16 protein-coding genes are annotated in these 13362 nt (G+C 34.0%); 15 read left to right on the top strand and 1 reads right to left on the bottom strand.

Features of this window, described 5'->3' with window-relative positions; genetic code table 11:
• Position 1 precedes the first annotated feature (1 nt).
• From BHU61_RS05480 to recO, 8 genes are all read left to right on the top strand, one after another.
• Positions 2-583 (top strand): hypothetical protein, encoded by a 582-nt coding sequence (locus tag BHU61_RS05480; RefSeq protein WP_111715222.1) that lies wholly within the window; start codon positions 2-4, stop codon positions 581-583.
• Positions 584-661: 78 nt separating this feature from the next.
• Positions 662-1090: a hypothetical protein gene (locus BHU61_RS05475; RefSeq protein ID WP_111715220.1), complete on the top strand. Its 429-nt coding sequence runs from the start codon at positions 662-664 to the stop codon at positions 1088-1090.
• 66 nt (positions 1091-1156) lie between these two features.
• Positions 1157-2101 (top strand): PhoH family protein, encoded by a 945-nt coding sequence (locus BHU61_RS05470; protein WP_111715218.1) that lies wholly within the window; start codon positions 1157-1159, stop codon positions 2099-2101.
• On the top strand, positions 2101-2565 hold the full coding sequence (gene ybeY / locus BHU61_RS05465) for an rRNA maturation RNase YbeY (RefSeq protein WP_111715217.1): 465 nt from the start codon (positions 2101-2103) through the stop codon (positions 2563-2565). Before BHU61_RS05470 ends, ybeY begins: the two co-directional genes overlap by 1 nt.
• Before the next feature lie 2 nt (positions 2566-2567).
• On the top strand, positions 2568-2912 hold the full coding sequence (locus BHU61_RS05460) for a diacylglycerol kinase family protein (RefSeq protein WP_111715215.1): 345 nt from the start codon (positions 2568-2570) through the stop codon (positions 2910-2912).
• A 10-nt stretch (positions 2913-2922) separates the two neighbouring features.
• A complete protein-coding gene (cdd, locus tag BHU61_RS05455) occupies positions 2923-3336 on the top strand; it encodes a cytidine deaminase (protein WP_111715214.1) in 414 nt (137 codons plus the stop codon).
• Entirely contained in the window at positions 3326-4228 is a 903-nt protein-coding gene (gene era, locus BHU61_RS05450; RefSeq protein ID WP_111715212.1) for a GTPase Era, read from the top strand. The genes cdd and era overlap by 11 nt, the downstream gene beginning before the upstream one ends.
• Positions 4228-4977, top strand: a complete 750-nt coding sequence (gene recO, locus BHU61_RS05445; RefSeq protein ID WP_111715211.1) for a DNA repair protein RecO — start codon at positions 4228-4230, stop codon at positions 4975-4977. The genes era and recO overlap by 1 nt, the downstream gene beginning before the upstream one ends.
• Before the next feature lie 48 nt (positions 4978-5025).
• Here recO and BHU61_RS05440 read toward each other — a convergent pair whose 3' ends face one another.
• A complete protein-coding gene (locus tag BHU61_RS05440) occupies positions 5026-6414 on the bottom strand; it encodes a glycine--tRNA ligase (protein ID WP_111715209.1) in 1389 nt (462 codons plus the stop codon).
• Between the two features lie 285 nt (positions 6415-6699).
• Here BHU61_RS05440 and ccpN point away from each other — a divergent pair, with 285 nt between their 5' ends.
• From ccpN to BHU61_RS05405, 7 genes are all read left to right on the top strand, one after another.
• The gene (gene ccpN / locus BHU61_RS05435) at positions 6700-7332 is read left to right on the top strand and encodes a transcriptional regulator CcpN (RefSeq protein WP_111715539.1); all 633 of its coding nucleotides are present in this window, start codon (positions 6700-6702) and stop codon (positions 7330-7332) included.
• A 14-nt stretch (positions 7333-7346) separates the two neighbouring features.
• Positions 7347-8156 (top strand): pyruvate, water dikinase regulatory protein, encoded by an 810-nt coding sequence (locus BHU61_RS05430; protein WP_111715208.1) that lies wholly within the window; start codon positions 7347-7349, stop codon positions 8154-8156.
• A gap of 23 nt (positions 8157-8179) precedes the next feature.
• A complete protein-coding gene (gene dnaG / locus BHU61_RS05425; RefSeq protein WP_111715206.1) occupies positions 8180-9940 on the top strand; it encodes a DNA primase in 1761 nt (586 codons plus the stop codon).
• 20 nt (positions 9941-9960) lie between these two features.
• The gene (rpoD, locus tag BHU61_RS05420) at positions 9961-11064 is read left to right on the top strand and encodes an RNA polymerase sigma factor RpoD (protein ID WP_111715204.1); all 1104 of its coding nucleotides are present in this window, start codon (positions 9961-9963) and stop codon (positions 11062-11064) included.
• A 93-nt stretch (positions 11065-11157) separates the two neighbouring features.
• Positions 11158-11508 (top strand): c-type cytochrome, encoded by a 351-nt coding sequence (locus BHU61_RS05415; RefSeq protein WP_111715203.1) that lies wholly within the window; start codon positions 11158-11160, stop codon positions 11506-11508.
• Positions 11509-11563: 55 nt separating this feature from the next.
• Complete coding sequence (locus tag BHU61_RS05410) at positions 11564-12253, top strand: tRNA (adenine(22)-N(1))-methyltransferase (RefSeq protein WP_111715201.1); 690 nt, start codon at positions 11564-11566, stop codon at positions 12251-12253.
• Positions 12243-13328 carry a Nif3-like dinuclear metal center hexameric protein gene (locus BHU61_RS05405; RefSeq protein ID WP_111715200.1) on the top strand — a complete coding sequence of 362 codons (1086 nt, stop codon included), beginning with the start codon at positions 12243-12245 and terminating at the stop codon, positions 13326-13328. The genes BHU61_RS05410 and BHU61_RS05405 overlap by 11 nt, the downstream gene beginning before the upstream one ends.
• Positions 13329-13362 lie beyond the last annotated feature (34 nt).

Below are 13362 nucleotides of genomic sequence, written 5' to 3'. Positions count from 1 at the left end.
GATGGATGTAGGATTTATAATATTTATTATTTTTACTATTATTAGCGTAGTAACTTCGATTATTGAAAATGCTAATAAGAAGAAAGCAAATCAATCAAAACGTCCGATATCAACGAAGCAGCAAGTGAATTCTAAAAATGTATTCACACAGTTACAACAATCAATCGGTAATTTAGAAAAAGAATTTACCGATTTTAAGAATAATCCGCAAGCAAAATTAAAGGAAATTGAGAATCGTATTGATGCAGGTTCTAAGCAAACTCAAAAATTAGAACAACAAGTGAAAAATAAAGCATCTGAAGTAAAGGATCAAAAACGTCCAGTGGAACGCTCGGCGGCTAAGAAAATTCAGGCATTCGAAGAAAAAATACAGGCTAAAGAAAAATTATCGCTAGCTGAACGTATTGAGAAAATTGAAGCAGACCCGCATTTGTCACCACGACAGAAGATGAATCGCATTAATATGATACGTATGGAAGATGATATTGATAGCGCAGGTTCACTTGTAGATTTTACGCCTGAAAATACACTTAAAGGGATTATATATAGTGAAATACTTGGCCCTCCAAAAGCAAGAAGGTAATAACTATGATACGCAAAATAATTTGCGTATCATAGTTATTTTTTTGAAATTTTTGATAAAATTAAAGAGGGTGATATTATGATCTATAAAAGTCGCATCAATAATTTCCAGAAAGTAATGGTTTTTATCGTTATCATTTTAATGATATTAGCATGTTTCATGAATTTCATGACAAGTGGGATTGCTTCAATTGTAATCGGAATAATATTAATCTATATCATCTTACATGAATATTATGCAATTCAGTCAAATTATTTAAAGATTAAAAAAGGGTTAGAAACAAGTCAGATCAATATATTGAATATTGATTTATTAAATATTGTGCGTGTTAAAAATATAACGTATATCGAAATTGTTAGAAAAGATAAAAAGATTGTTGTAAAACCCGTCGAAGCTGAACGATTTATTCAGCATCTGATAAGAATTAATCCTAATATTCATGTACAAAATATGAAAAAATTAACAAAACAGGTTATTCAGCCTGCCGTAAAAGAATCTGTCCAGTAATAATTAATTGTTTGTTATTCATGAGTTTGATAAAGTTAAATTAACATTAATTAAAGGAGTTTTTGAATGTCTCAAATTATCCGCTTCGATAATATCAATGAAGCTCAAGCGTTGCTTGGTAACCAAGATGAACACCTGAAGTTTTTAGAAGAATCATTTGATGTTGAGATTCATACAAGAGGTCAGGAATTAACAATATATGGTGAAGATGAGAAAGTAGTCGTTGCTGAAAGCGTAGTGAAAAGTCTGTTATCTGTTATCCGTAAAGGTAGTTCCATTTCTTTACGTGACGTTCAGTCAGCTGTACAGATGGCAACGAATGGTACCTTGCAGTATTTAAGTGACCTATACGATGAAGAAATCACGAAAGATGCTTTCGGTAAACCGATTCGTTCTAAGACGATGGGACAACGTCTGTATATACGCCATATCAAACATAACGATCTCGTCTTTGGCATCGGTCCGGCAGGTACAGGTAAGACATTTTTAGCTGTTGTTATGGCTGCACAAGCGTTAAGAAATGGCAAAGTGAAGCGCATCGTTCTTACGCGTCCTGCAGTAGAAGCAGGAGAATCATTAGGATTTCTGCCTGGAGATTTAAAAGAGAAAGTTGATCCATATTTAAGACCGTTGTATGATGGATTACACTTTGTATTAGGTGCTGAACATACGGCGCGTTTAATGGAACGTGGTGTGATTGAAATTGCACCACTTGCATATATGCGTGGTAGAACTTTAGAAGATGCTTTTGTTATCTTAGATGAAGCACAGAATACAACGCATGCTCAGATGAAGATGTTTTTAACACGTCTAGGTTTTGGTTCAAAGATGGTTATAACAGGCGATGAAACGCAGATTGACTTACCAAAAGGTGTTAAGAGTGGGTTAATCGAAGCTGTACAGAGACTTGGCAAAGTAAATGGTATAGAAGTGCATCATTTTGATGCTGCCGATGTTGTGAGACATCCATTAGTTGGTAAAATTATTAATGCATATGAAGGTGATGAATAATGTTAACAGTTGATTTTATAGATGATGACGAAATGATTGCTTCAGATCACTTATCAGAAATTGAAAAGCTATTGCAATTTGCTGCACAACAAGAAGGCATTGACGAAGAAGCTGAAGTCGCAGTATCTTTTGTTGATGAAGATGAAATTCAAAGTATCAATAAAGCATATCGTGATAAAGATAGTGTTACAGATGTCATAAGCTTTGCTTTAGAAGAGGGTGAAGATGAAGATTTTGAAATGCCGGATGCGCCACGTGTATTAGGTGACATTATTATTTGTGTTAAACGTGCCGAAGAGCAGGCAGAAGAATATGGTCACTCTTTTGAACGTGAATTAGGATTTCTATCAGTTCATGGACTATTGCATCTTTTAGGCTATGATCATATGAATGAAGCAGATGAGAAAAAAATGTTTGGACGCCAGGATGAAATATTAAATGCTTACGGCTTAACGAGAGAATGAGGATGAAACGCTTTTTATATCCGATACAAGGTTTCATAACACTCTTAAAAAAAGATGTAAATTTTGTGATTCATTTAATTGCCGCGATATTAGTAGTTATGTTTTCATTTTATTTTCAAATTACAAAGATTGAATGGTTATTTGTGATTATTGCAATTTTTTCTGTATTGTTTATGGAAGTCATAAATACTTCAGTAGAATATGTCGTTGACCTTGTTACTGAAGATTATCATGAACTCGCCAAGCATGCTAAAGATACAGCCGCGTTTGCAGTTTTATTATCATCAATCATGAGTGCGATTATTGGAATAATCATTTTCATGCCTTATATAATCGAATTATTTTAGGAGGAATATTATGGATTTTAAAAATGAATGGCAGGATGGTGTTAAGGCAGCGCGAGAAAAAGCATATACACCGTATTCAAATTTTAAAGTGGGTGCATTTTTAATCGCTAAAGATGGTACGACATTTGATGGATGTAATGTTGAGAATGCAGCATATGGTGATTGTATTTGTGCAGAACGTACTGCACTTGTCTCAGCAATTGCACAAGGATATAAACCAGGAGATTTTGAAGCGTTGGTTGTTACAACTGACACACCAACACCTTCATCTCCATGTGGCTCATGCAGACAAGTCATTAAAGAGCTATGCGATGATGAAATGCCAGTATACTTAACAAATATTAAAGGTAATGTAATCAAACTTACTGTAGATGATTTATTACCGTTAGGGTTTTCAGGAAGGGACTTAGAAGATGTCAAATAATTTTAAATCAGGATTTGTAGCGATAATTGGTAGACCCAATGTCGGAAAGTCAACTTTTATGAATAAAGTGCTTGGACAAAAAGTTGCGATTATGTCAGATAAAGCACAGACTACAAGAAACAAAGTGCAAGGCGTACTAACAACAGAACAATCTCAAATCATATTCATCGATACGCCAGGTATTCATAAACCGAAACATGTATTAGGTGATTATATGATGAAAATCGCTAAAAATACATTACGAGAAGTTGATGCAATATTATTTATGGTAAATGTAGAAGAAAGTTTAGGACGTGGTGATGAATTTATCATTGAGCTTTTAAAATCAAACAAGACACCGATTTTCTTAGTCTTAAATAAGATTGACAAGATTCATCCGGATCAACTGATTAAAGAAATTGAAAAATATAAGGACTTGTTACCGTTCGCTGAAGTAGTGCCAATTTCAGCTCTACAAGGAAATAATGTTGATCGATTAGTGGAAGTGATTGAAGGTTATATGCCGGAAGGCCCGATGTATTATCCGAAAGATACAATTTCAGATCATCCGGAAGAATTTATCGTAGCAGAATTAATTCGTGAGAAGGCCCTGCATTTAACAAGCCAGGAAATCCCGCATGCGATTGGAGTTCAGGTTGAAAAGATGACACGTGTTTCAGAAGATCAGGTAGATATTGAGGCGACTATATATATAGAACGTGATTCTCAAAAAGGGATTATTATCGGTAAGAAGGGGTCGATGTTAAAACAAATCGGTCAAAATGCACGAAAAGATATCGAAATGTTACTAGGTTCTAAAGTTTATTTAGAACTTTGGGTGAAGGTACAAAAAGATTGGCGTAATAAACCGAACTTTATTCGTCAAATCGGTTACAGAGAAGATGAATATTAATGCTTAAAAAGTCTGTTGGTATTGTTATCAAGAGAGTTGAATATGGTGATAATCATTTGATTATCACTTTTTTAAATGAAGCTGGTATAAAAGTAGCAGTGATGGCTAGAAATGCGCGTAAATCTACAAAGTTTGGTGCAGGTTTAGATTTGTTCTATGAAAATCTATTTATATTTTCACAATTTAAAGGAATGGGAACACTAAGTTCTGTAGATACATTAGAAAGTCATTATCCGATTCGTAGTGACATAATGAAATTAACATATGCGCAATATATTGTTGAATTGATTGATAGAGGTCTCGATGATGATACGTCAAATAAACTGGTTTTTCAGTTATTGAAATTTGGCCTGGATAGGATTTCACAGGGTGATAATGAAGCATTAATTGCATTATTTGTTTCACTCAAGATGATGGCGCTTTATGGGTATGAACCCAACTTTAAATATAGTGTCCATGACGGTGCGATGGACCATAAAGATTTTGTCGCATATTCTTTTAAATATAACAGTGTCGTGACAAAGTTTGGAGAAATAGATGACCCTCATGCTATCCGTATCTCAAATAAAGCATTGTACATGCTCTATTTACTCGATGAAGTACCTCTGGATAAAGTAAGTGGAATGAAGATTAGTGACGAAGTTGTTCGAGAGATGGAATCACTTGTGTTTAAAATGTATGATGAATTTGTAGGCGTCTATTTGAAATCTCGCAAAATTATTGAACAGTTAAATCAGATGAATCAATAATAAAAAGCACTCATGAATGGTATATCATGAGTGCTTTTAAAATTTATTTTAGAATTTAATTTTTTCTTCTAAGAATGATTTTACTTCACTGATTGGCATACGTACTTGTTCCATTGTGTCGCGGTCACGTATTGTTACTTGATTATCCTCTAATGAATCAAAGTCAAATGTAATACAGAATGGTGTACCGATTTCATCTTGACGTCTATAACGTTTACCGATTGATTGACTTTCATCAAAGTCAATCGCAAAGTATGCGCTTAATTCTTCGTATACTTTCATAGCATCAGCAGACAATTTCTTACTTAATGGAAGGATTGCTGCCTTATAAGGCGCTAATGCAGGGTGGAAACGTAATACTGTACGTTTGTCATCACCTTCTAAAACTTCTTCATCATATGCATCACATAAGAATGCTAATGTTACACGGTCAGCACCTAATGATGGTTCAATAACATAAGGTACGTATTTTTCACCTGTTTCCTGATCGTGATATTTGAAGTCATCATTTGATGCATTCATATGAGCTGTTAAGTCAAAGTCAGTACGGCTTGCGATTCCCCATAATTCTCCCCAACCAAATGGGAATTTATATTCGATATCTGTTGTTGCATTTGAGTAGTGAGATAACTCATCTTCGTCATGGTCGCGTAATTTTGTATTTTCTTCTTTGATGCCCAGATCTTTTAACCATTTAGCAGAAAATTCTTTCCAGTAGGTCTGCCATTCCATTTCAGTTCCAGGCTTACAGAAGAATTCTAATTCCATTTGTTCAAATTCACGTGTTCGGAAAATAAAGTTTCCTGGAGTAATCTCATTACGGAATGATTTACCGATTTGAGCGATACCGAACGGTAATTTCTTACGCATAGAACGCTGTACGTTCTTATAGTTCACGAATATACCTTGTGCTGTTTCAGGACGTAAGAAGATTTCATTAGTAGAAGATTCAGTAACCCCCTGGAATGTTTTGAACATTAAGTTAAACTGACGAATTTCCGTCCAGTTTGCTGTGCCTGATTCTGGACATACAATACCTTTTTCGTCAATAAACTGCTTCATTTCGTCAAAACTCATACCATCAGCAATAAAGTGCTCATCACCTTGAGCATGCATGTAGTCTTCAATTAATTTATCCGCACGATAACGAATTTTTGAGTCCTTATTATCGATCATAGGATCATTGAAGTTTGATAGGTGTCCACTTGCTTCCCATGTTTTTGGATTCATTAAGATTGCTGCATCTAATCCAACATTATAAGGTGATTGCTGAACAAATTTTTGCCACCATGCGCGTTTCACATTATTTTTTAGTTCTACACCAAGAGGACCGTAATCCCATGTGTTTGCTAACCCTCCGTAAATTTCACTGCCAGGAAATACAAATCCACGATGCTTTGCAAGATTAACGATTGTTTCCATTTTGTTTTCCGTCATGTTGATATCCTCCATTTATTTTTGAGTAAACAAAAAGTCCCAAGGCAAATTGATTGCCTTGGGACGAGTATATATACCCGCGGTTCCACCCAAATTAGTGTTTACTCGCTTTTAATTATTAACAATGTAAATGTACGCCAATTTATTGTTAAGCTTTCACCATCCTTAACTCGCTTATTTAAAATATAACATGAAAATTGAATGAGCTCAATTGTTAAGCGATACATTTGTAAATTTATTTATGAGTAGGTATAATATAATAAATAAACTATGTCTACTATTGGGGTGATTGTCATAGAATTAAATAAAAGACAAGAAAAGATTTTACAAATTGTAAAAAATAATGGCCCCATCACCGGTGAGAAGATTGCTGAAAAATTGAATCTAACGCGTGCTACTTTACGTCCTGATCTTGCAATCTTAACGATGGCAGGATATTTAGATGCACGTCCTCGTGTTGGTTACTTTTATACAGGGAAATCCAGTACTCAGTTACTTTCAGAATCGATTAAGAAGTTTCGGGTGAAAGATTTTCAGTCGGTACCAATCGTTATTCATGAAGATTCAAGTACATATGAAGCAATCTGTGCGATGTTCCTGGATGATGTAGGAACTTTGTTTGTAACAAATAAAGACAATCATCTTGTTGGTGTATGTTCCAGAAAGGATTTACTCCGTGCATCGATGGGGGGACAAGAAATTCATACGACACCGATTCATGTTTATATGACACGTGTCCCAAATGTCTCTGTTTGTTATAAAGACGACTTATTATTTTATGCTGCAAAGCAAATTATTGATAAACAAATTGATTCAATTCCAGTTGTTGTTGAAAAAGACGGACATTACGAAGTTACCGGTCGAATTAGCAAAACTACTATAACGAGAGCATTTGTTTCTCTAATCGAAGATGAATAAGGAGAATTTATTTTATGAATGAAATGAGATTAATTATTGCATCAGATTCAGTTGGTGAAACAGCAGAACTCGTTACAAAAGCATGTATTTCTCAGTTTAATATGTTAAATAACGTTGTAGATACAATTCGTCTGCCATATATTGAAACTCATGAAAATATAAATGAAGTTATCAGCCTGGCTAAAGAACAGAAATCTATCGTTGTATACACTTTAGTTAAACCGAATGTCAGAGCTTATATGCAGTCTGAATTAGCAAAACATAATATCAAAAGCGTAGATTTAATGGGGCCGTTAATGGGGCTTTTAGAAGAAACGCTTGAAGAAAAACCGTTAAATGAGCCTGGTATGGTACATAAACTCGATGAAGATTACTTTAAGAAGATAGAAGCAATTGAATTTGCTGTAAAATATGATGACGGTCGAGATCCGCGCGGACTTTCAAAAGCTGATATTGTCTTGATCGGTGTTTCACGTACGTCAAAGACACCTTTAAGTCAGTATTTGGCTCATAAAAGATTTAAAGTCATGAATGTTCCATTAGTACCGGAAGTTGATCCGCCTGATCAGTTGTTTGAAATTGACCCTAAAAAATGTATCGCTTTAAAAATTGATCCTGAAAAATTGAATAAAATCCGAATCGAACGCTTGGCTCAACTTGGATTAAAAAATGATGCCAACTATGCAAAAGATCAACGTATTTTAGAAGAATTAAAATATTTTGAAGAGATTGTTTCAAGAATTAATTGTGAAGTTATTGATGTTTCGAATAAAGCAATTGAAGAAACAGCGAATGAAATCATTAAAATAATTACTAGAAATTAATATGGGTATGATGAGGTGGAAGTTTGCAAATCGATCCAAAAATAATTAATGAAATACGGGAAAAGAATGATATTTTAGATGTTGTAAGTCAATATGTGAAATTAGAAAAAAGGGGACGTAACTATATCGGTTTATGTCCCTTTCATGATGAAAAAACACCATCATTTTCAGTATCTGTTGAAAAACAGATTTGTCATTGTTTCGGATGTAAAAAGGGTGGAAATGTTTTTCAGTTTATCGAACAAATAGAAAATGTCTCATTTATTGAAGCAGTTAAAATATTAGGTGAAAATGTTGATATCAAGATAGATGTCCAAAGTGATAACCCAACAGTTGAAAATGACCATACGAAAATGGTTGAAATGCATAACTTATTAAATGATTATTATCACTATGTATTAAAAGCAATTGAAGAGGCTGAACCAGCTTTAGAATATCTTTATAAACGTGGTATAGATGACGATTTGATTGCCAAAGAAAAAATTGGTTTCAGTCCGAATGTAAGTCATTTTGCGTTAGATTTTTTAAAAAAACAAGGATATGATGAATCACTTGCATATGAAGCTGGTCTTTTAAGCAGAAATGAGGAAAATTTCAGTTATTTTGACCGTTTTCGTAATCGTATTATGTTTCCTATCCGAAATGCACGTGGAGATACAGTTGGCTTCTCTGCGCGAAGTTTTGATGGTAGTGAACCCAAATATTTAAATAGTCCTGAGACACCGATATTTCAAAAAAGAAATATCCTTTATCATATTGATGTTGCACGTAAACCAATTCGAGAAACAGATGAAGTAATTTTACTTGAAGGTTTTATGGATGTATTAAAGCTTGGTGAAGTAGGTATTCATAATGCGGTAGCAACAATGGGTACAGCATTAAGTAGAGAGCATGTAATATCACTGAAAAAACTCGCACAAAATATTACGTTAATGTTTGATGGAGATAGAGCTGGTATTGAAGCGACACTAAAATCTGGAAAGACATTACTTTCAGAAGGATTAAATGTGTTTGTAGTACCGATTCACAAAGGAAAAGATCCGGATGAGATGATTAGAGATTTAGGGGAAAATCAGTTCTTAGAATATTTTCAAACGCATAAGATTAATTATTTAAGCTTTTATATGCAATATTATCAGAATGAAATAAAGAATAATGATTTAGCATATGAAAAACATTTGAATAATATTATTCAAGATGCTAAACTTATGAATTCTGAAGTTTTACAGAAAAAAGTATTGCATGAAGCAAGTGATTTGTTTAAAGTAGATTTTGACAGTCTAAAATATCAAGTACAAAAAAATCAGAAAAAGCGTCCATTTAATCATATTAATGTTGGTATCAAACAAGAATCATTAAACAAGATTGAGACTGCTGAACGCGTGGTACTAAAACATTTTATGACAGATAAATATTTATTCACACAATATAAAGATTCTCTGTCTGCACATAATTTCTCAAATGCATACCATAGATTGATTTATGAGGCTTTAATAGGGTATTACAATAATGAAGACCAATTTAATCTCAGTCAATTCATCACACATATTCCTCAGGATATTCATGAGGTATGTTTATCAATTGACAGTATGTTGGTTAATTCCGAACCTACTACAGAGGAAATAAATGATTATGTATATGTCTTTAATGAAGAGCAGCATAAATTAACACATGTGAGTCAGCTGAAACAAGCTTTAAAAGATGCAATTGCTACCGGTGACATGGAGACACGCGATAATATTGTGAGAGAAATCATTCAATATCAAAGATCAAAAAAGCACTAGACATACTGGGAGGTTTTAAAATGGCTGCAAAGAAATCCGATACGACAACGAAAATCGCAGAATTATTGACATTAGAACAAGTAAAAGCACAATTACTTGAGACAGGTAAGAAGAATGGACATTTAAGTCACGAAGAAATCGCTGATAAATTACAAAATTTTGAGATGGATTCTGATCAGATGGATGAATTTTTTGAAGCGATTGCCGAAAATGACATCACTTTAATCAATGAAAAAGATGCAAATGATACAGATGATAAGATCAATCTTAATGATTTATCTGCACCTCCAGGTGTTAAAATTAACGATCCTGTTCGTATGTATTTAAAAGAAATTGGACGCGTTAATTTATTAAGTGCTGAAGAAGAAATTGAACTTGCTAAACGTATTGAGCAGGGGGATGATGAAGCGAAAGCACGACTTGCAGAAGCAAACTTACGTCTTGTTGTGAGTATTGCAAAACGTTATGTAGGACGTGGTATGTTATTCCTTGATTTAATACAGGAAGGTAACATGGGTCTAATTAAAGCTGTAGAAAAGTTTGATTTTACGAAAGGATTTAAATTCTCAACTTACGCTACATGGTGGATTCGTCAGGCAATCACGCGTGCGATTGCTGACCAGGCAAGAACAATTCGTATACCAGTGCATATGGTAGAAACGATAAACAAGTTAATACGTGTACAACGTCAATTACTTCAGGACTTAGGACGTGATCCTTCCCCGGAAGAAATTGGAGAAGAAATGGATTTACCACCTGAAAAAGTTCGTGAAATCTTAAAGATAGCACAAGAGCCAGTTTCACTTGAAACACCGATCGGTGAAGAAGATGATAGTCACTTAGGTGATTTTATTGAAGATCAGGACGCACAAAGTCCAGCTGATCATGCTGCATATGAGTTATTAAAAGAACAATTAGAAGATGTATTAGATACATTAACAGATCGTGAAGAAAATGTTTTAAGATTACGATTTGGTTTAGATGATGGACGTACCCGTACGCTTGAAGAAGTAGGAAAAGTGTTCGGTGTAACGAGAGAACGTATACGCCAAATCGAAGCAAAAGCTTTACGTAAATTACGTCATCCATCTAGAAGTAAACGTCTTAAAGATTTTATGGATTAAAATTTCAATTTTAATTGTGAAAAGTCTTTGACAATCATTGTTTTTAATATAAAATAGATATGTATATGGTGAAATTAAAGGGAGGTAAATTGAATGAATCGTAATCCAGTAATTCCGTTTTTACTTATTATGCTTATGGGCGTAGGCTTAATCTTCTTTATGTCAGCACATGGTGCTAACAAAGCTGAAGAAGAGGGTGAAGGCGGAGCTAAAACTGAGCAAAAGTTTGATGCTAAAACTTTTGCAAAAGATAACTGTACGTCATGTCACGGTCAAAACTTAGAAGGTGGAATGGGTCCTAAATTAGCTGGTCTTTCTATGAAACCAGATGATGCTAAGAAGATTATCCGTGAAGGTAAAGGTGCGATGCCAGCACACGACGCTTCAAAAATTTCTGATAAAGATTTAGATACTTTAGTGAAGTATTTAAAAGAAGCAAAATAATAAACAATTAAAATCTTTTGCCAAGTGCAAAAGATTTTTTTTGAAAGGATATAAAATGATACCATTAAATAATAGATTAAAGACAGTTGCAAGGTATATACAGCATGAACGTTTAGCTGATATAGGGTCCGATCATGCTTATTTACCTCTATATGCATTAGAAAATAATCTGATTAGATATGCGATAGCTGGTGAAGTGGTTACTGGACCGTTTGAAGCTGCAGTTCAGAATGTTAGAAAGTATAATGCTTCCACTTCTATAGACGTACGTCTTGGTAATGGATTAGAAGTCATTAAACCGGGTGAAGTTGATGTAATTACTATTTGTGGTATGGGTGGACCACTTATCGCAGACATTATTACTACTGGTAAAGATAAATTAAGTAATCATCCACGTCTAATTCTGCAAAGTAATATTCATACAGAAGCAGTTCGTCGTGCACTTGTTTCACTTGGCTATGAAATTATGGCTGAAGAGATAATGAAAGAAAAAAAGCATACCTACGAAATTATCGTTGCTGAATATGCCACTGAAAAAGTGGCATATACACAAAAAGCACTGAAGTTCGGCCCAATTCTTTTACAAAATAAAAATGAAGTGTTTATCGAAAAATGGAATAGAGAATATCAGCATTTAATAAAAGTATTATCAGCGATAGAACACGATCCTGTTCATGCACAAAAACATGAACAGCTAAAAGAAGAAATCTCATTATTAAAAGAGGTGTTATGTTATGTTGATTAAAGAGTTGTTAAAGCAAATCAATCAGGAGATACCACTGCAAACTGCAGAAGAGTGGGATAATGTAGGTCTTCTAATTGGAGATGAAGAAGCTGTAATTACAGGTATTTTAACAGCGCTTGATTGTACGTTAGACGTTGTAGAGGAAGCTAAAGAAAAAAATATAAATACTATAATTTGCCATCATCCACTGATTTTTAGTGGTATAAAATCAATTCTTCATTCAGGTTATGGAGAAGTAATCAGAAGCTTAATAAAGAACGACATACAGTTGATTGCATTACACACAAATTTGGATGCCCATCCTAAAGGTGTTAGTGCAATGATTGCTGAGCGTCTTGAATTAAAGGATATAGAAATATTATTACCTGAACAAAAATCGATACTAAAGTTACAGATTTTTGTTCCGTTAGCATATGCTGAACAATTTAAATCAGCGTTGGCAAAGGTAGGTGCTGGACAAATTGGTGATTATGATCACTGTTTCTTTTCAATAAAAGGAACTGGCGAATTTCGTGCATTAGAAAATGCTAACCCATTTGTCGGTAGTAAAGGTGAAATACATCAGGAAGAAGAAATGAAGATTGAATGTGTCTTTGAATCATCTTTGAAATCTGATGTATTAGAAGTGATAAAAACACATCATCCTTATGAAACACCTGCTTTTGATATTTGGTCAATTGACGTCCAGGCTGAATATGGTACTGGTGTAAAGGCAGCCTTGATGGAACCTATTTCATTATCTGATTTTGCTAAAATTGCCAAAGAGAAATTAAATCTGGATGTTATTAAGATGATAGGTGAAGATAAAGTTATTAACACAGTTGGGATAATTGGCGGGGCAGGTATGGATTACATGAAAGATGTTAAGCGAACAGGTGTTGATGTGTTTATTACAGGTGATATTAAGTATCATGAAGCACATGATTTAATAATGGCAGAACTTGCTGCGCTTGATATCACACATTATGCTGAATATGTTATGAAAGATGGCCTCAAAGCACTTTTATCCACTTTTATCAAAGATATAAATATCGTTGTTTCACAAATAGATACAAATCCATTTAAAGTAATATAAAAAAAGAGCGATGCTTAAACTAAGGTTTAAGCAT

It is taken from the genome of Macrococcus epidermidis (assembly GCF_003259695.1).
GTDB classification, from domain to species: Bacteria; Bacillota; Bacilli; order Staphylococcales; family Staphylococcaceae; genus Macrococcoides; species Macrococcoides epidermidis.
Note: the sequence above shows the minus strand (reverse complement) of the source record. Positions and strands in the feature narration are given on the sequence as shown.